General features: G+C 46.7%; 26 protein-coding genes. 17 read left to right on the top strand and 9 right to left on the bottom strand.

What is annotated here, in order from left to right; genetic code table 11:
- Window positions 1-378: 378 nt before the first annotated feature.
- On the top strand, window positions 379-612 hold the full coding sequence (locus ACED36_RS18470) for a DUF2789 family protein (RefSeq protein ID WP_016959414.1): 234 nt from the start codon (window positions 379-381) through the stop codon (window positions 610-612).
- 79 nt (window positions 613-691) lie between these two features.
- Window positions 692-985: a hypothetical protein gene (locus tag ACED36_RS18465; protein ID WP_371733666.1), complete on the top strand. Its 294-nt coding sequence runs from the start codon at window positions 692-694 to the stop codon at window positions 983-985.
- A 12-nt stretch (window positions 986-997) separates the two neighbouring features.
- On the opposite strand, the gene ACED36_RS18460 is transcribed toward ACED36_RS18465, so the two are convergent.
- Both ACED36_RS18460 and syd read right to left on the bottom strand, forming a co-directional pair.
- Window positions 998-1,771 (bottom strand): Zn-ribbon-containing protein, encoded by a 774-nt coding sequence (locus tag ACED36_RS18460; RefSeq protein ID WP_016959411.1) that lies wholly within the window; start codon window positions 1,769-1,771, stop codon window positions 998-1,000.
- Window positions 1,772-1,776: 5 nt separating this feature from the next.
- Entirely contained in the window at window positions 1,777-2,322 is a 546-nt protein-coding gene (gene syd, locus ACED36_RS18455) for a SecY-interacting protein (protein WP_016959410.1), read from the bottom strand.
- 62 nt (window positions 2,323-2,384) lie between these two features.
- On the opposite strand from syd, the gene queF reads away from it, so the two are divergent.
- The 5 genes from queF to xni all read left to right on the top strand — a co-directional run bounded on the left by queF (window position 2,385) and on the right by xni (window position 9,715).
- Window positions 2,385-3,230, top strand: coding sequence for an NADPH-dependent 7-cyano-7-deazaguanine reductase QueF (queF, locus tag ACED36_RS18450; protein WP_016959407.1), 846 nt, complete (start codon window positions 2,385-2,387; stop codon window positions 3,228-3,230).
- A 65-nt stretch (window positions 3,231-3,295) separates the two neighbouring features.
- On the top strand, window positions 3,296-5,566 hold the full coding sequence (locus ACED36_RS18445) for a GGDEF domain-containing protein (protein ID WP_371733665.1): 2,271 nt from the start codon (window positions 3,296-3,298) through the stop codon (window positions 5,564-5,566).
- Window positions 5,567-5,697: 131 nt separating this feature from the next.
- On the top strand, window positions 5,698-7,254 hold the full coding sequence (locus ACED36_RS18440) for a diguanylate cyclase (protein ID WP_371733664.1): 1,557 nt from the start codon (window positions 5,698-5,700) through the stop codon (window positions 7,252-7,254).
- 236 nt (window positions 7,255-7,490) lie between these two features.
- The gene (gene ppnN, locus ACED36_RS18435) at window positions 7,491-8,861 is read left to right on the top strand and encodes a nucleotide 5'-monophosphate nucleosidase PpnN (protein WP_016959404.1); all 1,371 of its coding nucleotides are present in this window, start codon (window positions 7,491-7,493) and stop codon (window positions 8,859-8,861) included.
- An 80-nt stretch (window positions 8,862-8,941) separates the two neighbouring features.
- The gene (xni, locus tag ACED36_RS18430) at window positions 8,942-9,715 is read left to right on the top strand and encodes a flap endonuclease Xni (protein ID WP_026024372.1); all 774 of its coding nucleotides are present in this window, start codon (window positions 8,942-8,944) and stop codon (window positions 9,713-9,715) included.
- 134 nt (window positions 9,716-9,849) lie between these two features.
- Here xni and rlmM read toward each other — a convergent pair whose 3' ends face one another.
- The 4 genes from rlmM to ACED36_RS18410 all read right to left on the bottom strand — a co-directional run bounded on the left by rlmM (window position 9,850) and on the right by ACED36_RS18410 (window position 12,882).
- Window positions 9,850-10,917, bottom strand: a complete 1,068-nt coding sequence (gene rlmM, locus ACED36_RS18425) for a 23S rRNA (cytidine(2498)-2'-O)-methyltransferase RlmM (protein WP_017004478.1) — start codon at window positions 10,915-10,917, stop codon at window positions 9,850-9,852.
- 68 nt (window positions 10,918-10,985) lie between these two features.
- On the bottom strand, window positions 10,986-11,363 hold the full coding sequence (locus ACED36_RS18420; RefSeq protein WP_371733663.1) for a DUF423 domain-containing protein: 378 nt from the start codon (window positions 11,361-11,363) through the stop codon (window positions 10,986-10,988).
- On the bottom strand, window positions 11,363-11,980 hold the full coding sequence (locus ACED36_RS18415) for an alpha/beta family hydrolase (RefSeq protein WP_017004482.1): 618 nt from the start codon (window positions 11,978-11,980) through the stop codon (window positions 11,363-11,365). Before ACED36_RS18415 ends, ACED36_RS18420 begins: the two co-directional genes overlap by 1 nt.
- The gene (locus ACED36_RS18410) at window positions 11,977-12,882 is read right to left on the bottom strand and encodes a transcriptional regulator GcvA (protein ID WP_016959399.1); all 906 of its coding nucleotides are present in this window, start codon (window positions 12,880-12,882) and stop codon (window positions 11,977-11,979) included. Before ACED36_RS18410 ends, ACED36_RS18415 begins: the two co-directional genes overlap by 4 nt.
- A gap of 405 nt (window positions 12,883-13,287) precedes the next feature.
- Between ACED36_RS18410 and ACED36_RS18405 the strand changes: the two genes are divergently transcribed.
- The 6 genes from ACED36_RS18405 to phaC all read left to right on the top strand — a co-directional run bounded on the left by ACED36_RS18405 (window position 13,288) and on the right by phaC (window position 19,785).
- On the top strand, window positions 13,288-14,511 hold the full coding sequence (locus ACED36_RS18405) for an aminotransferase class V-fold PLP-dependent enzyme (RefSeq protein WP_017007584.1): 1,224 nt from the start codon (window positions 13,288-13,290) through the stop codon (window positions 14,509-14,511).
- Between the two features lie 15 nt (window positions 14,512-14,526).
- Window positions 14,527-14,949 (top strand): cysteine desulfurase sulfur acceptor subunit CsdE, encoded by a 423-nt coding sequence (csdE, locus tag ACED36_RS18400; RefSeq protein ID WP_016959397.1) that lies wholly within the window; start codon window positions 14,527-14,529, stop codon window positions 14,947-14,949.
- 551 nt (window positions 14,950-15,500) lie between these two features.
- Entirely contained in the window at window positions 15,501-16,241 is a 741-nt protein-coding gene (locus ACED36_RS18395) for an SDR family oxidoreductase (protein ID WP_016959396.1), read from the top strand.
- A 50-nt stretch (window positions 16,242-16,291) separates the two neighbouring features.
- Complete coding sequence (locus ACED36_RS18390) at window positions 16,292-17,503, top strand: acetyl-CoA C-acetyltransferase (protein WP_016959395.1); 1,212 nt, start codon at window positions 16,292-16,294, stop codon at window positions 17,501-17,503.
- A 54-nt stretch (window positions 17,504-17,557) separates the two neighbouring features.
- Entirely contained in the window at window positions 17,558-17,905 is a 348-nt protein-coding gene (locus tag ACED36_RS18385; protein WP_017007583.1) for a phasin family protein, read from the top strand.
- 62 nt (window positions 17,906-17,967) lie between these two features.
- On the top strand, window positions 17,968-19,785 hold the full coding sequence (phaC, locus tag ACED36_RS18380) for a class I poly(R)-hydroxyalkanoic acid synthase (RefSeq protein ID WP_016959393.1): 1,818 nt from the start codon (window positions 17,968-17,970) through the stop codon (window positions 19,783-19,785).
- Between the two features lie 77 nt (window positions 19,786-19,862).
- On the opposite strand, the gene tcdA is transcribed toward phaC, so the two are convergent.
- Both tcdA and ACED36_RS18370 read right to left on the bottom strand, forming a co-directional pair.
- Window positions 19,863-20,672 (bottom strand): tRNA cyclic N6-threonylcarbamoyladenosine(37) synthase TcdA, encoded by an 810-nt coding sequence (tcdA, locus tag ACED36_RS18375; protein ID WP_016959392.1) that lies wholly within the window; start codon window positions 20,670-20,672, stop codon window positions 19,863-19,865.
- A gap of 100 nt (window positions 20,673-20,772) precedes the next feature.
- A complete protein-coding gene (locus ACED36_RS18370; protein WP_016959391.1) occupies window positions 20,773-21,666 on the bottom strand; it encodes a LysR family transcriptional regulator in 894 nt (297 codons plus the stop codon).
- 137 nt (window positions 21,667-21,803) lie between these two features.
- Here ACED36_RS18370 and ACED36_RS18365 point away from each other — a divergent pair, with 137 nt between their 5' ends.
- From ACED36_RS18365 to ACED36_RS18355, 3 genes are all read left to right on the top strand, one after another.
- Window positions 21,804-23,123 (top strand): aspartate aminotransferase family protein, encoded by a 1,320-nt coding sequence (locus ACED36_RS18365; RefSeq protein ID WP_026024371.1) that lies wholly within the window; start codon window positions 21,804-21,806, stop codon window positions 23,121-23,123.
- Window positions 23,124-23,132: 9 nt separating this feature from the next.
- A complete protein-coding gene (locus ACED36_RS18360; RefSeq protein ID WP_016959389.1) occupies window positions 23,133-23,966 on the top strand; it encodes a 3-keto-5-aminohexanoate cleavage protein in 834 nt (277 codons plus the stop codon).
- Window positions 23,967-24,090: 124 nt separating this feature from the next.
- Window positions 24,091-25,059 carry a TAXI family TRAP transporter solute-binding subunit gene (locus ACED36_RS18355; protein ID WP_016959388.1) on the top strand — a complete coding sequence of 323 codons (969 nt, stop codon included), beginning with the start codon at window positions 24,091-24,093 and terminating at the stop codon, window positions 25,057-25,059.
- Between the two features lie 87 nt (window positions 25,060-25,146).
- Here the strand turns inward: ACED36_RS18355 and mltA are convergent, their stop codons facing one another.
- On the bottom strand, window positions 25,147-26,235 hold the full coding sequence (gene mltA / locus ACED36_RS18350; protein WP_016959387.1) for a murein transglycosylase A: 1,089 nt from the start codon (window positions 26,233-26,235) through the stop codon (window positions 25,147-25,149).
- A 227-nt stretch (window positions 26,236-26,462) separates the two neighbouring features.
- On the opposite strand from mltA, the gene ACED36_RS18345 reads away from it, so the two are divergent.
- Window positions 26,463-26,684 carry a hypothetical protein gene (locus tag ACED36_RS18345; protein WP_016959386.1) on the top strand — a complete coding sequence of 74 codons (222 nt, stop codon included), beginning with the start codon at window positions 26,463-26,465 and terminating at the stop codon, window positions 26,682-26,684.
- The last annotated feature ends 13 nt before the right edge of the window (window positions 26,685-26,697 follow it).

Genomic DNA, 26,697 nt, shown 5'->3' with positions numbered 1-26,697 from the left:
CGGTTCCATCCGTGTCCCTAATGCCGCATTCCTTGCTAGTAACACAATCCTTGCGTTACCTGCTCATCCTGAGCTTACCAAGTCCGTGGTGTTAGTTCCTGTTCCGTGTGTCAGTATCCTTCCGACACCGCAAAGATTACGCGAATCAATTTTCTACACAAGCCATGATTAACTGATCGATCTCTCACTTTGAATCACTCGTCGACCAAGATTAATTAAGGCATTGATTTTAAACTAATTAATTAATCAACCTTAGAGATTAACATTGAAGAAAGCAGTATAATCTTACCCCTTTGTAAGAGATCTCTCACAAGCGGTAAGGACACCTTGCCAAACCAGCTTCTATACTTTCTGAACACTTTAAGGAGGGCATTGCCGATGGAAGTATTTGATCACAACTTAGCACACCTTTTTCTGCAGCTTGGCTTGCCCGCAGATGACACTGCTATACGGGACTTTATCAACAAGCATTCACTTTCTGACAGTGAAAGTTTGCCTGCGGCAGCGTTCTGGACAACCAGTCAACGTCAATTTTTAGAAGAAGCAAAATCACAAGACGCTGACTGGGTAGAACAAATTGATACCCTCGATACCTTATTGCGTAAGGCATAAACTTCCTGTATTCATCATTCCTAGTTACGCTGGTACATTCTTGATGGACAGTAAAGGTTTGATGGAAAGGAAAAACACCATGAGCACTGATTTCACTCCCGCATTGCAGCAAGCCATTGAGGCACTTTTGCGCGAAGGCAAAGAACCGACGGTTGCTTTAGTCAAAAGCCGCTTGAATCAATCCATACCTATGCCGCTGATCATCAGTGCGCTGCAGCGTTGGAAAAAAAACGGCAAAGTACCGAAGATAGAGATAATCGAGAAAGTAAAAGATGCCGATGCAAGAATCGAAGCGTTGGAGGCTCAAGTGAAAGTGTTGACCCAACGACTTGATGCATTGGAACAACACAGCAAAAACAACAGTGAGAGCTAGCTCTTTAGGCGATTATTGAAAGTCCCACGACAAGTTAGACACTATTCGACATGTATCGCATTTGAAATGAAACACATCATGGAGGGGCTGCTCAAGCAACCAGTCACCTCCGCATTTCGGGCATTTTCTGCCCAGCTCAGACTCCGCACTTTTTCCGCCCACTCGATACTGATAATAATACGTCGGCACCTTGGTTAAATGCTCGATGCGACCTCTAATTTCCCAGCCCTTTCGAAACAGCAGACTATCCGCGTCCTGGATTTCAGCCAGTGCCGCATACTCCGCTTTAAACGCACCCGCCATCTGGATTTCATCACACGCCTGCCACTCAGTTTGCCATTTCACTTCCGCTTTATGATCGCCATTGAAGGTCGCAGGAAGGCGATATAAGGGAATAGGCAACAGTGTTTCACCACAGCGAAGCGGTGAACAAGTATGTACATACGTGGTGTAAAGCACCTGCCAAGAGCGATCTTCGTCTAGCGCACTTTCTTCAGAATTGATGTCACGCCCAAGTACTTTAAGCTTAGGCGACAATAAACCCGCATCAGACAGCTGACGAATTTTTAGTGCCACCTGTGGGCTGTGGTGTTTTGGATTGAGGCTGTCTTTTTCTGGGCACACTGCGCGAACATGAAACACCCCATCCCCCATGACCATCGGAAACTCTCGACCTAATACTTGTCCGTTGTAGCGCAAGGTATCCATCAGCCCATTGACCGCGCGATCCACCGCTGAGATCGTTGTGTCATCAAAACATTCGAATGTCAGTTCTACCACGTACATAATTGTTAAACCTCAGGCGTCAACAAGCTAAGAAAGGTAACTACATCGGGCGCAAGCACACTGCGCTCTTTGGTTCCGATTCGTTCTTTGATGACTTCGCCGCTTACATTGCAAATAGACACCAGGTCCAGCTCATCATCGGTCGAGGCGATGAACACGGTTGGGTTTTGCTTTAGGCGCTTTTGCATCAACAAGTGACCAAGCATATTTTCTTGCAGGCGCGGCAAGTCTTCGTCACTCCACACCTGAATAAGCTCAAGTGGCTGACCATTCAACGTTGCGGACATATCGCCACAATAAAGACCCGCATAAAAAGCCTTAATATCATCATGCAAACTAATTCCAATGCCGTCTTCAACATTGCTGAAATCAGCACGCTCATCGCGCTTAACAGGCTCCCAGATCACAACGTCATCGGTTTCTTGAACCACGCAAGGCGATATGAGTCCGCGATAAGCATCGCTCTGTGGCTGAGAGCCATGTTGCGCATTCCAAGCATCGACAAAGCGCTCGCTAAACGACCAAAGCGCGTTGGTGACAGAGTGATTCATTAGCAAGATTCCTCAAGATTCAGTAAACTTTGCGCATTCTAATCGATCCGTGGCAAAACCGTATGAGCAAATATCAAGATGCAAAAGAACTTGCTGGCCTGACATTAGGACAGAAAACGGACTATCAGGAGCACTACGCCCCTGAACTGCTGCAACCCGTTCCGCGTAGCCTTAACCGCGATGACCTTAATTTGGGGGACTCGCTGCCTTTTACCGGCTACGACATTTGGACGCTCTACGAATTATCCTGGCTTAATGCTAAAGGACTGCCTCAAGTGGCCATCGGTGAAGTGCGTCTTTCCGCCACCAGCCCGAACCTGATTGAATCCAAGTCATTCAAACTCTATTTAAACAGCTTCAATCAAACCCGTTTTGAAAACTGGCAAAAAGTCGTGGATACACTGGCTAAAGACTTGTCAGCCTGTGCGGGTGAAGATGTCGATGTCACCATCTTACCTCTCGATGAATTCAGCAATACGCCCGTTGTCGCGTTTGGCGGTGAGAACATCGATGATCAAGATATTGAGATTACTGGCTATGCCTTTGACTCGAGCATCCTCGAAGATGCAGCTGAAGGACCTATCGTCAGCGAAACCCTCAACAGCGATCTATTGAAATCAAACTGTCTGATCACCAATCAGCCAGATTGGGGGTCAGTGCGCATTGCGTATAAAGGCCCGCGAATTAATCGCGAGAAACTGCTGCGTTATATTGTGTCGTTCCGTCGTCATAATGAGTTTCATGAACAATGTGTCGAACGCATATTTACCGATCTCATGACGTACTGTCAGCCTGAGATGTTAACTGTCTATGCACGTTATACCCGTCGTGGCGGTTTGGATATCAACCCATATCGTACTAACATGGGTAAAACGCCAAGCGAAAACAACCGACTCGCTCGTCAATAACCCTGAAGCAGGCTCAGTATCTCGTATCTGGGCCTGTATCTTCACTACCATAGACTCAGCCAATCATGCGATTTTTGACAACCGCACTGCTTTTCTTTTCGCTGCTAATAAGCGCTACTGTCAGCGCTAAGCTCAATTCAACGCCAATTCTGGCGGAAGCAGATGCTTTGCTGCAAACCTCGCCAGAGCAAGCTTTGCAAGTGACTGAACGCTACCTCATGCAACGTCGATTATCTGACAGCACGAATCGCCCACACAGCAACAATGACGCAGATCGTTCTATTCGCACTCCGCTAAATACCGTGCACGCCCATTTGATCGCCGCAAAGGCGCGCGGAGCGCTAGGCCATAGAGAGGCCTCGTGGGAAGCACTTAAAAAGGCAAAATCAGTCGCACAAAGCAACGAATTAACGCGAGCATCATTAGAAGTAACACTGGCCGAAACCTCGCTGCTGTATTCTCTCGACAATAACTCTGACGCCGCACAAGCCCTTATACAGGCTCTGCTCGCCGAACTATCACTACTGGATGACATACAATCCAGCCGAATTGAACGCTTGAGATTTGAAGCTTCGTTACTTAATGCCATCATTGTCACCACACAAGAAGACGAGCAACAGAGCATTGCGCAATTTAATGCTGCGCTCAAAGCGTTAGGTGAGACACCAGACTTAAAACACAAAGTGCGTTATCAAATCGCACTGGGTAATTATTTCCTCAGTATTAACTCTTACGAACGTGCATTATCGGAATTACTTAGCGCTTACTGGCAAGCCAGTGAAAATGATTTCGCGGTGCAAATCGCCAGTGCGAATATCTCGTTAACCAAACTGTATCAACAACAAGGCGTGCTTGATAAAGCACTTCAACATGCAAACCAAGCGGCGGAGTTCTACGAGCACTACGATTTGAAGCGCGGCTTATCCGAAACACAGACACTTCTCGCCGCGATTTATAGCCAACAAGGCCGCTATAACTTTGCATTGGTGCATTATTTCAATGCGTTAGAGCTTGAAACCATGCTCTCTCGCACCGTGAACATCGCCGACATCAACGTGGCTATCGCCAACACATACCTCAAATTACAGAGCTATCCGCAAGCTGAAGAGTACGTCAATAACGCCATAGAGATTGCTGAACATTCCTCGCTTATCGAGGAGCTTTCCCAAGCGCTTCTTGTAAAAGGTGAACAAGCATTTCTTACCCTACAGACTGACATCGCCATAGAGGCCCTCAAACAAGCACTAAGTCATGCTGAAACATTGAAAAACCGTCCTCTAATGCTTGAAAGCCTTGCGCGTTTATCACAGGCCTATGAGCAAAAAGACGACTTCGACAACGCACTGCACTTCCAACGTCATTATGATCGACTCAACAAGCGTGATGAGAAAAAACGCCAGATCCAAGAAGTTGAGTCGTTTAAGCACCGGCAGCGCGTTATTGAGCGTCAACTTCAGTTTGATGACATGCAGAAAAAGCATGCAGACGACACACAAACCATTGTTGAACAAAAGAAGATTAACCTATTTCTTTTGGGCAGCTTGAGCGTGTTGCTGCTCGTATTAGTGTTGAGAAACCGTGCGGCAGGCATGCGATTAGAGCAATTGCAGGAGCTTCGAAAAGAACTTTATACTCACCCGCGAAGTGGCTTACGTAACTTGCGAATGCTCAACGACAGATTGTCGAATTCACTCGCCAAAAGCAGTGCACATTTTGAGCAATGGTATTTAGGTGAAATGATCCATGAACCACTAAGCGATAAACTCAGCTTTGCCATGTTCGAAGTGCCGTTTCTAAAAGTGGTTTATCTGCAACATGGCTACCACCAAGGTTTAGAGTTAGAACGAAAAATGGGAGATTACCTAAAATCACGTCTCCAGAAACCAGCACGTCTCTATCACTTTTCGGATGCCATGTTCATTTATATTGAGCCCAACGCCGAAACCCTGAATGCCCCCGAAAAATTGGCCACTAAAATTCAAATGTTGGTGGATGGCTTTGTCCAAGAATCTGGACTTAACGACGTTGATAACCGTCTACGCGTTGGTATGGCCGACTACCCTTTCCTTCCTCGCGCCTTCACGTCAATCAACGACAAGGAGCTTATCGACATCCTGCTAATGGCAACCAGTGCCGCCCGTCAGGCCTGCAAAACCCAGCACTCTAGCCAATGGGTTCATATCAGCGCAATTGACTCAACTCCCGCCGCTTGTTTCGCGAATAACAACGTTCGCCAAGCCTGTTTAGATGGCATAAGTACGGGGTTGCTTAAGGTCAAAACTTCAGCACATGGCGAGATTAACTGGCAGACGGTTCACGAATCTGACAAAAACTAACGCCAATTTATTGATAAAGCAGGCAATAAACCGTTATAGCTAGGCGTTGCGCGTGAGCGCTTGTTATTTATCAGCCCCAATAGTCGGTGCAAGTGCGCTCTAGACGGGGGTTTGGAGATATAGTCGTATTTATGTCCAACTTCTCGTCAGATGAAGACGTCATTACACTGAAAGAAAAGTTGCAGCACTCTCAGCTGGTATTCCGGGATTTAGCACTTAAATCCCGGCGCGAAGCGACGATCTTAAAAAGGCTCATTTCACGCCTTATCGCCGCCTCTCAAGCGCATGAAGACCCACAGCTCAACGAGCGGTTGTCTCAGATACGACGTGATATTGACAGTCAGGATGATGTCAGTAGATTGATCCCTCAACTTGCATTGGTAGAGCGAATGGTCAACAGACATAATCAGGCAACGGAGAAAGCCAAAGACGCACTGGAATGCCAATTTCAGCAAAGTGGTGAAACGCTCAAGTGTTTGCCAGGCCTCCCTGCGCAGTTAAAACGTGATCTCCGTAACTTACTGATTAACCGTGACAATCAACAACAAGATGGTCACCATAAAATTGTGGCACTGCTACAACTTTACGAACGTGCACTCAAATTGCTGTCTCTGCCTTCAAATGGGCTTTCTGCCAAAGATCTTCTGAACATCGATCGCATCCACCAACTTTGTACTGAACTACAACATCTCATCACCGAACTCGATTTTGACGGTGAAGTGGGCGACAAACTGCTGGATATTAGAAGTCGACTTCTACTGACTCCGGACTCACAAACCCTGCTTGAGCTAACGCTTGAATCTGTCCAACTCATTCTTGATGGCACCCGAAACGAGCGTAAAACTTCACAAGTATTTTTGTCTCAGGTCAACGAAGATTTATCGGTTCTTCAGCGTCACAATGGCCGCTCTATTGATAGCTCTCATGCCATTTCATCACAACGAAGTTCACTCAATGATGAGCTCGCTTCATCTGTAGAAACGATTCAATCTCAGCTTAGAGAGGCAGAGTCTCTCGAAACTCTGCGCCCTAAGATATCTCAGGTATCAGTAAACCTTGAATCATTGGTCGCGCGTAACAGAGAGCTTGAAGAACGCGAGCAGCAACTGCTAGAACAGCTTCAGCATAACGAGCAGAAACTGGATGCCTTGTATCAGCAAACCATGGACTACCGCCGTCGTCTGGGCGATCAAGAGCGTAAACTTCTGTTAGACCCGCTCACCAAGGTCTATAACCGAGCGGCTCTGGATGACCGCTTGGAGCACGAGTACCGCTGCTGGATTCGCTACGAAACACCATTCTGCCTTGCCATGATTGATATCGACCACTTTAAGAGTGTCAATGACCAGTACGGGCATCTAGTGGGTGATAAAGTTCTCAAGGTCGTCGCACGAACCATTCATCAGTGTTTACGTGACACCGACTTTATCGCGCGATTTGGTGGCGAAGAGTTCGTGGTGTTGCTGCCCGATGCAGACGAAGAAACCCGAAAAACACTGCTTACTAAAGTACGTGAAACTGTCGCCAAACTGCCCTTTAAGTTCAAAGACAGCCGCTTGACGGTCACGGTTTCTATTGGTGCCAGTATGTTTAGAGAAAATGATAATACCGTCGAAGTGCTTGAGCGTGCTGACAATGCGCTATATAACGCTAAACACAACGGTCGCAACAAATTGGTGTGGGCATAATCCCCCTTTCACGATTTTCGTTCCATTTAGCATCCCCTCAGCCAGCATTGGCGGCCCCTCATATCTCGATACATTTTTCTTTTATTGCACCAAACTGGCTAAACTTAATATCTATGTGTATGGTTAATTAACACACTGATTTTTATAGTATTGAAATTGTAACTCTTTGATTGAGTTGGTGTAAAAAACGCCTCTCAACGTTTGTACAGTGTGTTTTCTTCGCACAGGAGGTGACTATGATCACTCATATCAGCCCAGTCGGGGCAATGGATCTACTCTCTCAACTTGAGGTCGACAGACTCAAAGACACAGCAAAGAGCGATTTGTATCGCCTCTACCGCAACTGCTCATTAGCGGTACTCAATTCGGGCAGCCATACCGATAGCTCGAAAGAATTGCTTGAGCAATACAAAACGTTCGACATCCGCGTCATGCGTCGTGAACGAGGGGTGAAGCTTGAATTGGTGAACCCACCCGATCATGCTTTTGTCGATGGTAAAATCATTCGGGGCATCCAAGAGCACATGTTCTCGGTGTTGCGCGATATCATTCACGTCAACGTGCAGCTCGAACATGCGAAGATATTTAATCTCACTAACTCAAACCACATTACCAATCTGATTTTCGATATTCTACGCAACGCAAAAGCAATGGTTCCGGGGCGCGATCCTAATCTTGTGGTCTGTTGGGGCGGACACTCCATTAACCCGATTGAATATCAATACACCCGTGAAGTTGGCCACGAGCTTGGCCTACGCGAACTCAATATTTGTACTGGCTGCGGCCCTGGTGCAATGGAAGGTCCAATGAAAGGTGCTGCTATTGGCCATGCTAAGCAGCGTGTCACAGGCAGTCGTTTCTTAGGGTTAACCGAGCCTTCGATCATTGCCGCCGAGCCACCGAACCCCATCGTCAATGAACTGGTCATCATGCCTGATATCGAGAAACGCCTCGAAGCGTTTGTTCGTGTGGGGCATGCAATTGTCATTTTCCCCGGCGGTGCTGGTACGGCGGAAGAGCTACTCTACTTGCTGGGTATTTTAATGCATCCTGACAATGTTGATCAGCCTATGCCTGTCGTACTAACAGGACCAAAAGAAAGTGAAAGTTACTTCCGTGTCATTGATGAATTTGTTCGTGATGTTATTGGTGAAGAAGCCACTAAGTACTATCAAATTGTCGTCGGCGACCCAGCTAAAGCAGCTCGCATCATAAAGCAAGGTATGCCTGCGGTGAAAGAGCACCGTAAATCCACTGGCGATGCGTACTCGTTCAACTGGTCTCTAAAAATTGCACCGGAATTCCAGCTGCCTTTTGAACCCAACCATGAAAACATGGCGAACCTCGATCTGCACATGAACCAGCGTCCTGAATTGCTGGCATCCGCATTGCGTCAAGCCTTCTCTGGCATCGTCGCGGGTAATGTGAAAGAAGAGGGTATTCGTGAAATTGAACGTAACGGCCCATTTAAAATTAATGGTGATGCCGTCTTAATGAAGAAAATGGATAAGCTTCTACGCGGTTTTGTTGAGCAGCAACGAATGAAATTGCCCGGAACTGCTTATGTCCCTTGCTATGAGATAGTGCAAGGCAAAGGTAACGGATAGAAACGGTTAGCCTTTCATTTATCTCTCAAGCAATTAGAATGGCCCTATTGGGCCATTTTTATTTAGCGGACACACCATTCATGTCTATTCATCTCGTCATCATTGATGCAATGAATCTTATCCGACGCGTTCATGCCGCCCAACCGGATCCGAACGATATCGACGGCGCTGCGCTGGTCTGCTGCCGTGCACTGAAGAAAATCATTAAATCGTCCGAGCCTACGCACATGGTTGCCGTATTCGATCATGCAGAGCAAGACAGAGGTTGGCGTGCAGAGCTGATCCCTGAGTACAAGCAAGGGCGCAAACCCATGCCAGAGCCCCTTCAACATGGCTTAAACAAAATTCAGGATGCCTTCTGGGACATGGGTATTGACTCACTGCTCTCATCTGGCGATGAAGCAGACGACATGATTGCCACACTCGCGGTGAAAGTTGCGAGCAGAAAGGGACAAGTCACAATTGTCTCGACCGACAAAGGCTATTGCCAGTTGCTCCAACCCACACTGCGTATTCGCGATTATTTTCAGCAGCGCTGGTTAGACAGTCCTTTTATTGAAAAGGAGTTCACCGTGCAGCCTCGCCAGCTTGTCGACTACTGGGGATTGGTTGGAATTAGCTCCAGCGGAGTGTCGGGTGTACCAGGTATTGGCCCGAAAACTGCGGCTACTTTGCTTCAGCGATATAACACGTTAGAGCAGTTGTTCACCGCAGATGATATTGAGCCTAAATGGCAGAAGAAATTGGACGGAAATGAAGATTTAGCACAGCGCTGCAAACAAATAGCGACGTTAAAAACCGATATTACGCTCGGCTTTAATCTTCAAGATATTCGCTACACGCCTGACGCTTAATCCGCTTTTCACAACACAGTTTGCCATCTAACTAACATCACTCAGGCTAAGCATGAGTATGTGTCACCGCGCATGAATAACTAAACGGCAGCCATTTGGCTGCCGTTTCATTATGTGCGTTTTTCAACGTCGTATCAGTCTAGTCGACGAAGGTGTACCGTCACTTCTTCACGATCGTGATACAGGTGCTTAGCTTGAATTTCAAACTTCACGCCGTTTTGAATCAAAAACTTTTTCAAGTTATCAATGTCTTCTTTCACTTGCTCGTAGCGTCGATTCATCGGCAGCTTCAAGTTGAAAATGGCCTCTTTGGCCCAACGTTCAATGATCCATTCCCCCATTAACTGCGCAACGCGATACGGCTTTTCGATCATGTCACAAACCAACCATGTTACGTTTTTACGTGGCGGCTCAAACTTGAACCCATCCGCAGCATGGTATTTAACCTGACCCGTTTCCATGAGACTTTCTGCCATCGCACCATTGTCTACGGCATGGACGAACATTGAACGTTTCACTAATTGATACGTCCAGCCCCCCGGACACGCGCCCAGGTCAACCGCCCACATCCCCGGAGCAATTCGCTCATCCCAGTCATTACGTGGGATAAATGCGTGAAATGCTTCTTCTAGTTTCAGCGTTGAACGACTTGGCGCATCAGCAGGGAATTTCAAACGATGAATTCCCATGAAATGTGGCGAGTTGTTGTTGCTCAGTGAATAACCCACATAGCAACAACCTGGCGCAGTAAAGTAGATATGTAGCACAGGTTGCTTAAGGTTTTCTTTCGCCAGCAAAACACCGCGTTTACGCAATGCTTGACGAAGCGGAACCGTGAACTTACGGCAGAATTTAAGCAAGTCTTTACCTTGGTTAGTGTCCGGTGTTTCAACACGCAGATCACCGCATTTTGGTAACTCGCCGCCTAACGCCAAGATCGGTGAAATACGGTCACCTGGATCAAGATCAGACAGTTGCTCAACAACAGCAAACATCTGACGCGCAAAAATGAGCGACTTCAGAGGAAGCGTTTGAAGCAATTTCTCTGCATCGCCTTGCTGATAGCATTCAAACAACACATAGCCTGCATTTTTCTCTACGCGAGGAAAGCCGTAAACGCCTGCAGCTGTCGCTTTGTCTTGAATCTCACCTGCACATTCTTTTTCAAAGCCTTGACGGCAATACAATAAAATCTGATTCACACGATGCCTTTAAATGCCGTGGTAAAAATAACGCGCAATTATACCTCAGAAAACGTGATTCAGCGCACCTAACTCGTTTGTCGCCATAACGACCACGCAGCCAGCCCCCAGCCAATCAATAAACTCATGCCGCCAATAGGCGTGACAGGCCATAGCCATCGCCAATCCGTCAGCGCTAGACCATACAAACTTCCACTAAAACAAAGAATGCCCACCACGATAAAACCACCAGCAATAACCAGTAATCGCTGCGGTGCAACCATCAACCAAAGACCCAATACGATAAGTGCCAGCGCATGCCAGAGCTGATACTGAACACCCTTTTCAATAATTGAGAGCGCATAGGGCGTGATCTGTGATTTCAATCCATGCGCAGCAAAAGCCCCCAACGCCACAGCCATCGCAGCGAAAAGACAGCCAACAGCCGCAAATTTGTTCCCCTTCATCAACCACCCCCCAATACAAATTCGGCAGTTTTATCTGCCGCCAATTGGCGGTTGCTCGCTTCAGTGTGTCCCGATACTTTACGCGGCTTCATGCTATGGTCGCCATCAGGCACGAAGATCACGGTCACTTTTTCGGATAGCGGATAGTTTTCGAGCTCTACACGGTTACCAAACGTATCGCGTTCCCCCTGTAAAATGAGCGTGGGTTTGGCAATTGTCGAGAGATGCTCACCTTTGTCCTTCTCGGGCTTACCGGGTGGGTGAAACGGAAAACCAAGACATACGATACCTTCAACGTCATCCCGCTCGGCTAAATGGCTTGCCATACGCCCCCCCATCGACTTGCCCCCGATGAAAGTCTTGCCTGAACCAAAGACGTCAATGACTTCATTGAAAGCCTCAAGTAGCTTTGGCGCTCTGTCTGGAGGACGTCGTTTCCCATCCTCTGCACGTTTAACCATATACGGGAAGTTGAATCTCACAACGCGAATGCCATGTTCTGCGATTTTTCCCGCCACATCCGCCATAAAGTCGTGGTTCATATCTGCGCCAGCACCATGGGCAAAAATAAAGGTCACGTCAGCGTGCTCTGGTCCATTAATGACGACATTGTTCATGCAGAAATACTCTCCTGTTCTGCCGCGGCTTTTGCTAACACCCAATCACGGAATGCCGTAATTCTTCCTGAATCAGCATCTCTTTGCTGACTGACTAAATAAAAAGCATTTTTGCTCATCAGAAAATGTTCGAACGGACACACCAAGCGCCCAGATTCAAGCTCAGGTTGCGCGAGTACGTTATTACTCAAGGCGATCCCTTGCCCAAGCGCTGCAGCCTGCAACACCATTGCTGAATGGCTAAAAATGGGACCATAGTTAAGATTAATATCAGTAATCTGATAGTACTTTGCATAAGCTGTCCAATCTTTACGTGAACGGTCGTGAAGCAAGGTGTGGTATTTGAGATCTTCCAGCGTGTTCAACGGCTTTTCGCTATGAAACACTGCAGGGCTGCACACTGGCAAGAGAAACTCAGGGTATAACTCATCACAGCGCAAACCGGGCCAGTTTCCGCGACCATAATAAATGGCGACATCGACATCATCAGTCAATGAGCCCTCTTCCAAATCAACGGCTTTAATCCGCACATCGATTTCAGGATGAGCCTGATTAAAATCCGATAAACGCGGCACTAGCCATTGAATGGCAAAGCTAGGCGGTAAACTGATCGTCAATGCCCCTTTCGCCCCGCGCTCCAATACTCTGTCAGTAGCATCCGCCAGTGACACAAAAATATCTTTAATATCGAGGAAGTAACTTTGCCCTTCCTCAGTGAGTAGCAAGGATCGATTACGACGCCTAAATAGCTTTAAACCAAGAAACTCTTCTAATGCCTTTATCTGATGACTCACCGCAGCTTGGGTGACGAACAACTCTTCTGCTGCACGCGTGAAGCTTAAGTGCCGCGCTGCTGTTTCAAACACTCGAAGAGAATTAAGGGGTGGTAGACGTCTGGCCATTTCTCGCCCTCATGAATAAGTTTTTCTAATGTAGAACATTATAAAATGTCCATTGTTCAGTCACCAGAGAAAACCTATAGTTTGCGTGCGCCATGAGATAAGCGTTCCCTACGTGCGTTTTATATTGTGGTTGCGATGTTGTGTTTGCATATTTCGGCCTCAGCCGAGTCTCGGTAGTCACATCTACCTTTGAATACATACCGTATTTTTACACCTTACTATGAAATAGTTTTTCATCGCACCGAGCATTTCACTCGGTGCTTTTTTTTGCTCAAATTTCACTGGTGGCAATCAATCCATCTTATTGGTCAAGCAGAGAGCATCAAACACTTTCTCTTGAGTTAACGACATAGAAAAGCGATCATCAACACCCTGTATCCCATTCAATAACGTGACGCCCAGATAATGACAACTCGCCCTTTTAATGTTGAAGCCATCCGCTGCGATTTCCCATCGCTGGATCAGTGCGTTAATGGACAACCTCTGGTCTATCTTGACAGTGCTGCCACCTCACAAAAGCCGTTGTCTGTCATTAAATGCATCACCGATTATTACTCTGGCGCTAATGCTAACGTTCACCGCGGCTCCCACTCTTTAACCGCATCGGCGACACAGCGCTTTGAATCGGCCAGACAAACGGTTGCTGATTTCATCGGTGCATCTGTCGACGGTATGGTTTGGACCCGCGGCGCAACCGAAGCGTTGAATCTCATCGCACAAAGCTACGCAAGACAAATACTCAAAGAAGGCGATGAGATCCTGATCAGTGAAATGGAACACCATGCCAATATTGTCCCGTGGCAAATCGTTGCAGAACAAACTGGCGCAAAAATCGTCAAATGGCCAATAGATCCCGTTCACTGCCAGCTTGATATGTCGGTGTTCGATTCACTGCTCAACCCTCGCACAAAATTAGTCGCAGTGGCCCATATCAGCAACGTAACGGGCACGCGAAATCCCATAGAAGCCATCATAAAAAAGGCACACGGCCTCGGGGCAATCGTCGTGGTAGATGGTGCACAAGCTATCGTGCATGAACGCATCAACGTCAAAGAAATGGACGCGGATTTCTATGTATTTTCCGGCCACAAATTGTTTGCCCCCGCAGGCATTGGTGCGCTTTATGGCAAACCCGCCATGTTGGAGGCAATGCCCCCCTGGCACGGCGGTGGGAAGATGGTGGAAAACGTCTCTTTTGAAGGGACGACCTATACAAGCTCTCCCGCCAAATTTGAAGCAGGTACGCCAAACGTCGCGGGGGCTCTAGCATTGGCTGAAGCCATTACGTGGTTAAATGGCGTCGATCGTGATGGCGCAGAAAAGCACATTGCATCACTTCAAGCGCAACTGGTTGATGGCATTCAAAATATTGAAGATCTGTCGATTATTGGCCTCCAAGCAGGAGCGAGCGTGGTGGCGTTCCATATCGATGGTGTGCATCACTCTGATATTGCAACCTTGCTTGACCAACAGGGCATCGCCATACGCTCTGGACAACATTGCGCGCATCCCTTAATGGATGCACTTGGCATCAGCGGGTGTGTACGAATCTCTATCGCCTTATACAATACCTCTGATGATATTAAACACTGCATCACCGCCATTCAAAAAGCTTGTGATTTACTCTAAGAAATAATGATGACTATGACTACATTTCCAGCACACCCTTTTGGTACAGACATTACTGCTGCAAATATCACTGAAATAATGGAAAAATGCCGTAACTGGGAAGACAAATATCGTCTAATTATTCAACTGGGTAAGCAACTACCTAATTTAGATGAGCAGCTAAAGTCAGAAAGCATGCCAATTCCCGGCTGTGAAAGCAAAGTCTGGCTAGTTTGGAGAATTGAAAACAACCTTTATCATTTTGCCGCAGATTCTGATGCACGCATTGTAAAAGGTTTGTTAACAATAGTGATAGCAGCCGTTGAAGGAAAAAGCCGTGAAGATTTAGTGGCATTTAATTTTGAGGCGTACTTCGAAAAAATGAATTTATTAGATCACCTTAGCCCATCTCGAAACAACGGAGTTCGTGCAATAGTAGAGCAACTTCAGCGAATATAATGCCCAAGATCAACACAAATCCCTTCATCAATTCAAAATGTTAACTGACCACCTTACCGTACATTACACTTTTTAATGCTGAGACCTCAGTCAATAATTCCGACATTGAAGTTGCGTATTTTAGCTTTTATTCCTTTACTAAGTTTGCTTATTCTTTGCTCGGCATGCGCCATTATTGAAAATCTAAATAATTAGGTGTCTCTCTCATAAAAAATAAGCATTTTACCCAGATTAAAATCAAAAAGATCCAGCCGGAAACCAAAGATTAACACCTTGTTAACCTTTGGTCATTTATTGTGGATCTAGATCTTGTTTTACCAATTCTCCCTCCATTCCTTTTGCCTTATTCAAAAGATTGTATATCTTTGAACTCAGTGGTCACAAAACCATCATAATAATAATTTAAAGTACTACTGAAACTAGTTGAGTTTCACTGGTTTCAACCCTTACGCGCTAATACTAAATAATTAACGGTGCCTGTATTTTTGGACTTCCAGATGCAGTTACAGGGGTCATGTTTCAATTGCTTGTTGTTAAGAATGGAGTCATCAATGAAGAAACTCGCGCTCATCACCGGATCAAAAGGTGGTATCGGCTCAGCGATCACAGAGAAACTGGTAAGTCAGGGCTATCGTGTTATTGCTACCTACTTCACCGGAAACCTACAGTGTGCCGAACAATGGTTCGATGAGAAGAAATTCACATCTGACCAAGTGCGCCTTTTCGAACTAGACGTTACAAACACAGAAGAGTGTGCAGAACGTCTCCCGCTCTTGCTATCTGAAGAAGGCACTATCGACGTTGTGGTTAACAACGCGGGTATCACCCGAGATGGTCTTTTCAAAAAAATGGCAGCCGAAAACTGGCGCACAGTTATCGATACCAACCTGAACAGCCTGTTCAATGTTACTCAACCTCTTTTTGCTGCAATGTGTGAAAAAGGCGGTTGTCGCGTCGTCAACATCTCCTCAGTTAATGGACTGAAAGGTCAATTTGGTCAAACCAACTACTCTGCTGCGAAAGCCGGCATGATTGGTTTTACGAAAGCATTGGCAATGGAAGGTGCGAGATATGGCGTAACGGCAAACGTCGTGGCCCCTGGCTACACAGCAACCCCAATGGTAGAAGCGATGCGAGAAGAAGTGCTCGAATCTATCAAAAGTGAGATTCCAATGAAACGTCTGGCTCGTCCAGAAGAAATTGCGGAAGCAGTGGCATATCTTGCTAGTGATGCAGGTGCCTACATCACCGGGGAAACGCTGTCAGTCAATGGCGGTTTATACATGCACTAAGGTTCACGTATTCACTCGTTGTACGTGCTCTAAAAAAGGAAAGAGTTAACATGGAAAAAGTGTATATCGTTGCCGCCAAACGCACGGCGATTGGCGCATTCACTGGCTCACTGAAAGACACACCAGCAGGCCAACTTGCCGCCGTTGCTATCAAAGGCGCATTAGCAGCCGGTAATGTCGCACCAGATGCTGTTAACGAAGTCATCCTTGGCAACGTTGTTAGCGCAGGTCAAGGCATGGGTATTGGTCGCCAAGCTGCTATCTTTGCTGGGCTGCCTGAAACAGTTCCCGCTTACGCCATTAACATGGTATGCGGAAGTGGCATGAAAGCTGTCATGGATGCTGTCGCTCACATCCGTTGTGGTGATGCCGAAGTGGTTGTCGCTGCTGGTGTAGAGAACATGTCTCAAATCCCATTTGCTGCATCGGGCTCTTTGCGCGGCGGCCAAAAAATGGGTGACATCGGTTTAAAAGATCTTCTTATCAACGATGGTCTGACTGATGTATTCAACCAATTCCACATGGGTGTAACAGCAGAGAATGTTGCAGAACTCGTCGGTCTAAGCCGCGAGCAACAAGATGCTTACGCTCAACAAAGCCAACAAAAAGCGGTTGCTGCGATTGAAGCGGGACGATTCAAAGATGAAATCGTACCGGTTGAAGTGAAGCAACGACGTCAAACTGTTTCTTTTGATACTGATGAATACCCTAAATCAGACTGCACGCAAGAAGGCCTGGCGAAATTGCGCCCGGCATTTAACCGTGAAGGTTCTGTCACTGCGGGTAATGCATCAGGTCTGAACGATGGTGCCAGCGCGGTAATTGTTGCCTCTGAAGCTGCAGTTAAACGTCTGGGATTGAAGCCATTAGCAGAAATTACCAGCTACGCGCAAGTTGGGTTAGATCCTAAAATAATGGGCTTAGGCCCAGTGGGTGCTGTAACCGAAGCTCTGAAAAAAGCAGAGCTCTCGATTTCCGATATGGATCTGTTTGAACTCAACGAAGCCTTTGCCGCTCAGGCTCTAGGTGTTGTCCACCAATTGGCTGACACACATAACGTCAGTCCAGAAGCGATTTTGGAAAAGGCAAACGTTAACGGTGGCGCAATTGCATTGGGTCACCCTCTCGGCGCATCAGGTAACCGTGTTTTGGTTTCCCTGATCCACGAGTTGGAAAAACGCGAAGGCACATACGGTGTTGCTTCGCTCTGTATCGGTGGCGGCATGGGGACGGCAGTGGTCGTCAAACGTGCTGACAGCTAAGACGGTTTAAACAAAACCCCCTTGGATCTAATTAATACACTCAGGAGATACACCATGTACACAGATATGTTCAAAACATTCTCAGAGCAAACCGAAAAAGCACTGGCACCTTACGTGAAATTCAACAAACTGCTGGCTAAAAATGTTGAAACCCTAACCGAGCTTCAGCTGACTGCTGTTCGCACATACGGCGACATGGGTTTGTCACAAGTTAAAGCCGCTAGCAGCGTTACCGATGTAACGTCTATGACTGCATTTGGTGGCCAACAAATGGCAGCGATGACGAAACTCTCTCAGCAAATGATGGATGACAGCAACAAGCTGCAATCTATCGCCAAAGAGTTCAAAGAGGATCTCGAGCAACTGACTGCTGATAACGTGAAAGCAGCTACTCCAGCTTAAACTAGGTCGTCAACCCATCCTCTTTTCGAGGGTGGGTTGTTTCCGATCAAGAGGGTTTACACATGTATCAGAACTTCTTCTCGGACTACCTTGTAAAACTCCAAGAGAGTAACCAGAAATGGTGTAAGGATGTTGAGCAAGGCAAGGCAGCCGTAGATACCCCCTTAAATAAAGCGATGCAAGAGCAGAGCATGCAAGATACTGCAAAGCTTCTTGAGGGCGCTTCAAGTCAACCCGCCGCAATGCTGCAAATTCAAATGCAGTGGTGGGAACAGCAAATGCAAATTTGGCAAAACGTTGCACTAGAAGCCAACCAAACCAATATTGTATCGCCAGAAAAAGACGACAAACGATTCCAAGATGAAAGCTGGCAGGATGAAAAATTCTACAATTTCATCAAGCAATCATACCTATTATTTGGCCGCACCTATTTAGAAACAATCAACGCAGTTGAAGGCTTAGATGAGAAAGCGAAAGAGCGTCTGACGTTTTTCTCTCGCCAAGCGATTAACGCGATGTCACCTAGCAACTTCGTGGGCACAAACCCAGAATTGCTTAAGCTTACCTTAGAAAAAAAAGGTGAGAACTTGGTGAAAGGCCTTCAACAGCTCCAAGAAGATATCGAATCAAGCTCTGACATTTTAAAAGTACGCATGACCAATACCAATGCCTTCCGCATTGGTGAAGATGTGGCAAACACGCCGGGTGATGTCGTTTACAAAAATGAATTGTTTGAGCTCATTCAGTACCGCCCAATGACCGAAACAGTGAATGCAACGCCACTGTTAATCGTTCCGCCTTTTATCAACAAATACTACATTTTGGATCTTCGTGAGAAGAATTCAATGATGCGCTGGCTGGTAGAACAAGGCCACACCGTATTTATGATGTCTTGGCGCAACCCAGGTATTGAGCAGCGTGATGTTGAATTCGGAGATTACATCACCGAAGGTGTAGTGAAAGCCGTTAGCGCGATAGAAGACATCACCGGTCAGTCGCAAATCAACGCTGCTGGTTATTGCATTGGCGGTACAGTATTGGCATCGACCATAGCCTACTATTCGGCTAAGCGCATGAAGGCTCGCATCAAGTCAGCCTCATTTTTCACTACACTGCTCGATTTTGCGCAGCCTGGTGAAGTCGGCGCTTACATCAACGAAAGTTTAGTCAGTGCTATTGAGTTACAAAACAATTCTCGCGGATACATGGATGGTCGCTCTTTGAGTGTCACCTTCAGCTTACTTCGCGAAAACAGCCTGTACTGGAACTACTATGTCGACAATTACCTCAAGGGCAACAGCCCTGTCGATTTCGACCTCCTATACTGGAACAGCGACAGCACCAATGTCGCCGCAACAACACATAACTTTTTGCTGCGCGAGCTTTATCTCAACAATCGTCTGATTGAAGATAAAGGTGTCAAAGTGGGTGGAGTCTGGATTGATTTGAGTAAAATCAAAATCCCAACTTACTTTATCTCGGCAAAAGAAGACCATATTGCTCTGTGGCAAGGCACTTATCGTGGCGCGTTAAACATGAGCGGTAACAAAACTTTTGTACTCGGTGAATCTGGCCACATTGCAGGTATTGTGAATCACCCAGCAAAAGAAAAGTATGGTTTTTGGGTTAACGATGAACTGTGTGAATCAGCTGATGAGTGGTTTGATTCAGCGAAACACAACACAGGGTCGTGGTGGTTGCATTGGGATAAATGGTTAGAAGCTTACAGTCCGAAAGAGAAGGTCGAACCGTATCAAGCAGGTTCTGAAAACTTCCCTGTTCTAACTGTTGCGCCGGGAGATTACGTGAAGCAGGTGTTGCCTGTCGCAGCGAAACCCGAGCCTCAAGCCAAAAAGCCGCGCTCCAAAGTAGAAGCATAAGCTAACGCTCGCTTAAAACCAAAAGGCCGCAATGCGGCCTTTTTTGTCTTTGGTGCACAGGGTATTTCAAGGCTTATTTATTCAGCCATTTTCTTTGCTGTTAGCTTGGCAATAATGCGTGAAACCGCCACAAAACCAAAAGTCGCTGTCACCATCGTTGCTGCGCCAAATCCACTGGCACAATCCATTCGCTTTGGCCCTTCAGCACTCGCTTTAGTTTCACAAACACTGCCATCTGGCTGCGGGTACTTAAGCTGTTCTGTCGAGAACACGCAATCAATACCAAACTTTCGTCCTTTGGTCTTCGTGAAATTATGGAAACGACGTAAATTATTTCGCAATTTTGCTGCAAGCGGATCTTGTATGGTTTTCGTCAGATCTGCCACTTGGATTTGCGTCGGATCTATCTGACCACCTGCACCACCTACCGTGATAATTTTGATTTTATTACGCTTACAGTAAGCCAGAAGTGCAGTTTTTGGTTTAATGCTATCAATAGCATCAAGCACGTAATCAAAATCTTTAGTGATGTACTCTGGGATGTTTTCTTCGGAAATAAAATCATCAATCAGATTAACCTGACAATCTGGATTAATGGCACGAACACGCTCTGCCATCACCTCAATTTTACTCTGTCCGATTGTTCCTGCCATGGCATGGATCTGACGGTTGATGTTAGTCACACAGATATCATCCATATCAATCAACGTCAGTGCACCAATGCCACTGCGCACCAGCGCTTCCACCGCCCATGAGCCGACACCACCAATCCCAATCACACAAACGTGAGATTGCCTTAAAATCTCAAGCTCGGTCACGCCATATAAACGGCGTGTGCCACCAAAGCGTTGCTGGTAGCTTTCTGATGCTGGTGATGTTGTGGTCATACTAAATCGCTCAGTGTTTGGGTGGTGATAATAGAGTGCGGTTTATACGCGTTTGACGCCAAAATGTCCATGCTATCTGGGAGCGTGTCCCTATTGTTGATTAGCTAATGGGGCGAATAATTTCTTGCTTAAACCAATCGATGACTTGCTTCACTGGACCTAGCCTTCGCTTGTACCCATGGCTAAACAAAAAATAGCCATAGGGGCTATCAAATCGCAACGACAATGGATTAATCACCACCCCCTGCTTCAAGTAATCTCGCACTAAAAAACCAGGGATCAACGCCATTCCCTGTTGGTATCTGACTGCTTCCAATGCCATGTAGAAATGTTCAAACCCTGTACCATAAATTGGCCCAGTTGGCGCAACAGCATGGTGGTGCCAGAACTGATTCCATATCTGAGGGCGAGTAATATGACCGATAGAAGGGAGCGATAAGAGATCAGTAATCTCCATTACATCTTGCGACATTTGGTCAGGATGAATCACTAACCTCAACTTTTCGCGAATGAGCAACTCAGCATCTTCTTCTTGGGTTGAAAGCGGTAAACAATGAATTGCAATATCACTTTGATAAAGATTCTGTGCATCAGACGTCACACTTGCTTTTACGGTAAGTTCGATGTTGGGATTCTGTGCGCGAAAAGCCGTCAGTCTGGGAATTAACCACATACTGGCCAATGAAGGAGGTACGGATATTTCAACATGGCTTTTGGTCTCCGATGATTGCATCACTGTTGACGTAGCATGCTGCAAATTTTCCAACGCTTCCACAACGGAAGGTAAATAACGACGACCCGCTTCTGTCAGCTCAACGCGGCCACCACTTCGCTCGAACAATGAGCACCCCATCAACTCTTCCAAATGACTTATCTGCTTGCTGATCGCGCTTTGCGTCAGATTAAGTCGCTTTGCCGCCTTCGAAAAACTCAAAGTTTGTGCAACCACTGTAAAGGTGCGCAAGGTTTTCATGGGCGGAATTGGCATCGTCATTTTGATTTCTCTCGGCCTAGCTATGAATTTTTAGCATACCCTCTGAATTTATATCGTTTGCCGTACAATTTCCAACCCGCTAATACTGAAGTGAGTAAACGGCTCAACTTCATCTAAAATGCGGCGAAATAAACACAATGACTCACATACTGCAACGGCACTGTCACTCAAACCCTCCTTTAGTTTCTGGCGGGGAGGGAGTGTTTCTTCTTGATGCTAACGGAAAACAATATCTCGATGGCTGCGGAGGTGCGGCAGTCTCTTGCCTCGGGCACAGCCATCAAGGCGTATTAAATGCCATCCAGCACCAACTGCACACCATTCCATATGCTCATACTGGATTTTTTAGCTCTCCGGTTGCAGAACAGCTGGCTGAACGATTAGCTGACAAAGCGCCTGGTCCGCTAAACCACGTGTACTTCGTGAGTGGAGGGTCGGAGGCGGTAGAGTCGGCCCTCAAAATGGCGCGACAATATTTTATTGAAAAAGGCGAGATGTCTCGCACTCGTTTTATCGCAAGACGTCAGAGCTATCATGGCAATACGCTAGGGGCGCTAGGCGTAGGTGGGAACATGTGGCGAAAAGAGCCCTTCGCACCACTGCTACAAAACGGTGAGCTTATCGCGCCTTGTTACGCCTATCGTGATAAAAAAGAGGATGAAACCCATTTCGAATATGGACAACGTGTCGCCAACGAACTCGAGGAAAGGTTATTAGCTGTCGGGCCAGAAACCGTGATCGCATTTGTAGCAGAACCCGTTGTCGGTGCAACGGCAGGTGCTTTGGTCGCTGAAAAAGGTTACTTCAAACGAATTCGAGAGATCTGCGACAAATATGGCGTACTTTTGATCCTTGACGAAGTGATGTGCGGGTGTGGTCGTACGGGCACCTACTATGCATATGAACAAGAAGATATTATTCCTGATCTCGTGACGCTAGCAAAAGGATTGGCTGCAGGTTATCAACCCATTGGTGCCGTTATGATCCACAGCAAAATCTACGACGCCATCTCGCATGGCTCGGGATACTTTCAACATGGACACACCTTCATGGCTCATCCTTTGGCCTGTGCAGCAGCCTGCGCTACCTTGGATGCGTTAGAATCAGGGACGCTGGCAGAAGTGACCGAAAAGGGTCAATACTTAGTCAAACAGTTACAGCAAAAATTAGGAACGCACCCATTTGTCGGTGATATTCGAGGGCGGGGCTTGTTCCTTGGTCTAGAACTGGTGCAAGACAGAGTCAGCAAAAGCCCCTTTTCTCCAGAACGTTCTCTCCACCAGCAGGTGAAGAAAATAGCAATGGAACAAGGACTAATGTGCTATCCCATGGCTGGCACACTGGATGGCATTAACGGACATCACATTCTCTTGGCGCCTCCCTTCATTATCTCCGAGCAAGAAATGGACGAACTGGTACGCCGACTCTGCACCACCATGGACAATGTCTTCTCATAAGGATATATCGTGCAAACAGGAAGAACGATTATTGTCGCGCCAAACGGGGCGCGACGGGGCAAGGATGCACACAGCCAACTCCCCCTAACTGTTGATGAAATGAGCACATGTTTAGCGCAATGCGCTGATGCCGGCGCCGCCATGGCGCACATGCACGTGCGAGACGCACATGGAAAGCATTCATTAGATGTGGGGCTGAACCGTGAGTGGTTAACAGAAATACGGGCGCGTTTTGATTCCCGGCTAGTTATCCAACAGACCACCGAGGCAATAGGCCAGTATCAACCTAGCGAACAAATGGCATTGGTCAGAGGCACAGATCCCGAAGCTGTCTCTCTTGCTCTTCGAGAACTCCGCCCGAATGCGAGCTTTGAAAAAGAAGCCAGCCGCTTCTTTTTTGAACTTGCCGAACGACAAATCTATGTGCAATACATTTTGTATGATGCTGCGGATTTGTCCCTTTACTTTCAGATGGTTAATGACAAGGTTTTGCCAAATGTCGGACATCACCTACTATTGGTACTAGGAAAGTACAAAAAAGACATGTTGTCAGCCCCCCGTGATCTGCTCGATTTTGACATTAAACGTTTGTCTGATGAGGGTATTTCATGGGCAACATGTGCATTTGGACAGAATGAGCATCAATGCTTAAGTGCAGCAATGTCATTGAGTGGCGATGTTCGGGTCGGATTTGAAAATAATCTAATGAATTTAATAGGACAGTATGCGGATAACAATGCAGAGCTTGTCCAGCAAATCACGGTTTTGTCTCAAAACATGGGTTTATATATCAACTCTGTGGAAGATTTAAGGAAAAATATCTTTCGTAGCTTTGAATCGTGAGGTATATCTCTTGCGATCTAAAATGCAACTGTCAGATAATTTAATCTTACAGCGGAGTTACAGTTTTACAACAAGCGGACTCGCACCGCGATAGCAATCACATCGTAGACAAGGAAAATAAAGCATGAAAGCGTTAAAACCAACACTGGCCGCAATGAGCTTTGCAGCTGCTTTAACCGCCGTGCCTGCACAGGCTAACCAGTTTGTAACAATCGGGACTGGCGGTGTCACTGGTGTGTACTACCCAACTGGTGGTGCAATTTGTCGTCTGGTCAACAAATCGAAAAAAGAGCACGGCATCCGTTGTTCAGTTGAATCAACTGGCGGTTCAATCTACAACATCAACACCATTCGCGCTGGCGAGCTTGACATGGGTATCGCCCAATCAGACTGGCAGTTCCATGCATACAACGGTAGCAGCAAATTCACTGAACAAGGTCCATACAAAAACCTTCGTGCCGTGTTCTCTGTTCACCCAGAACCGTTCACAGTGGTTGCACGCGCTGACTCAGGCATCAAAACGTTTGATGACTTGAAGGGCAAACGTGTAAACATCGGTAACCCAGGTTCAGGTCAGCGCGGTACTATCGAAGTGCTGATGACCGAAATGGGTTGGACAATGGATGACTTTAAACAAGTTTCCGAGTTGAAAGCGGCAGAGCAATCTAAAGCGCTTTGTGATAACAAAATCGATGCCATGGTTTACACCGTGGGTCACCCAAGTGGCGCAATCCAAGAAGCTACCACTGCATGTGACAGCGTCATCGTAGAAGTAAACAATGCGGCGGCTCAGAAGTTGGTTAGCGATAACGATTACTACCGTTCGGCGACTATTCCTGGCGGCATGTACCGCGGTAACGACGCTGACACAGCAACCTTTGGTGTAGGTGCGACCTTCGTTTCTTCTACTGAAGTACCTGAAGAAGTTATCTACCACGTAACGAAAGCTGTGTTCGAGAACTTTGACGATTTCCGTCGTCTGCACCCAGCGTTCGCAAACCTGAAAAAAGAAGAAATGATTGCAGACGGCCTGTCTGCACCTCTTCACCCTGGCGCAGCAAAGTACTACAAAGAAGCAGGTCTGCTTAAATAAGACGGCTTACACGATCAAAAAAGGCGAGAGTATAAGATACTCTCGCCTTTTTTATTGCTTACGCCAGCCCCATTTCAACTAAGTGTTTTATTGAGACTTAACAGATAACGATTCAACCGTAAGCGGCTTAGTTAGCTTCCAAACACGACCAAAATGCTTGTGATGCCCAGCTTTAATGCCAGCGTCTTCACCAGTACCATGATAAAGATCGAGGTGATTTTTCTTCACTGCTCCGCCTGTATCCAATGCCATCAGAAGCTTCAGCACATGCTGACCATTCCAATTGCCTTCTTTATCAAGCTGAGGCACCTCGGCCAGTAGCACACTCCCCATTGGTAAGTACTCACGGTCAGCCGCAACAGACGCACCCGCTAACAACGGAATACCTGCGGTACCAGAGACGGGGGCAGCCGCTCTTGGCAAGAAAAACACATAGGAAGGGTTTTGATTGAGAAGTTCAGTCACACTGGCCTCATCGTTCGCTTCTACCCAATCTTTAATGGCTTTCAGTGACATTTTCTCTCGCGATACTTCTCCACGCTCGATAAGCACTTTACCGATGCTGACATAGGGATGACCGTTTTTCCCACCGTAGGCGAAGTACTCCAATTGATCGGTATCACCAAAATGGATAAAGCCACTGCCTTGTACTTCCATAATGAAATTATCAATGAGTGATGCACTGTAGCCCAGTTCAAGTCCTAAACCCTCAAGAGCACCATTATAGATTTCTTCGCGCGTTGGACACGACTCGCCGCAAGTAGGCATGGCATAAACAGGATAGCGAAATAAAACATCTGGCTGATGGCGCATCTCAATCACAGGCGAAAAATAGCCAGTGAACATAACATTGCCGAAGCCATCGCCACCGCCCATCTGTTCTAGCTGAATACCATAATCAGTCAATGCTGTTGGTTCACCACTTTCATTGAGCCAAGCTTTAACACTGTCATAAAGCGGCTGATTGGGTTTAGACAATGAAGGTGAAAGTGACTCCACTTTTTCCAGTTGAGCAGGAAACAGACTGTAATCTTTTGGCTGATCAGACGCGACTGACTCAATCGGGTTGAGCACCTCATCAAAGCGTCCATCAATATATTGCTGCCCACGATCAGTAGGACGAGCACATGCGGCTAAAAGTATAGAAATGCCAACAACACAGAGTGCGCGATTCACGGTTAATCCTGATAGATAAAACAATCAAAAGAGGGTGACAGATGCACAGATTTTCTGCAAATGAAACCCGTAAAACCCTTACCGATAGTGCCCTTTAGAATGCGATCCATATCCAACACCATTCAGCTTGCAACATTTTGTCACATTACTGTAATCAAAATTGGTTCTAATCATCCGTAATGAAAGTGTCTTAAAAATTAAACATTGATTTCGTAAGGGAGTACGAGATGGAATTGAAAATAGGTCGTAAAACACTGCTAGATCCCGAATCGATCGAATACCAGTGGATTCGAACACTCGCCAGTGACGGCAGCAGCAAAGAAATGATCAACTCCAGTATTCGACGCTGTTTAGGCGGAAATGATGATGTCGCCGATCGCATTCGACGCGTCGCTTTGGGATTAACACCCGTGACTGAATTACTCAGCGTGTTGCCAGCAAATTATTAAGTTGCAATAACTC

Origin of the sequence: Enterovibrio sp. FF113, from assembly GCF_041439165.1 — a bacterium.
In the GTDB taxonomy this organism is placed as follows: Bacteria; Pseudomonadota; Gammaproteobacteria; order Enterobacterales; family Vibrionaceae; genus Enterovibrio; species Enterovibrio norvegicus_A.
The sequence above is the reverse complement of the archived record's forward strand: the minus strand, read 5'-3'. Positions and strand labels throughout refer to the sequence as shown.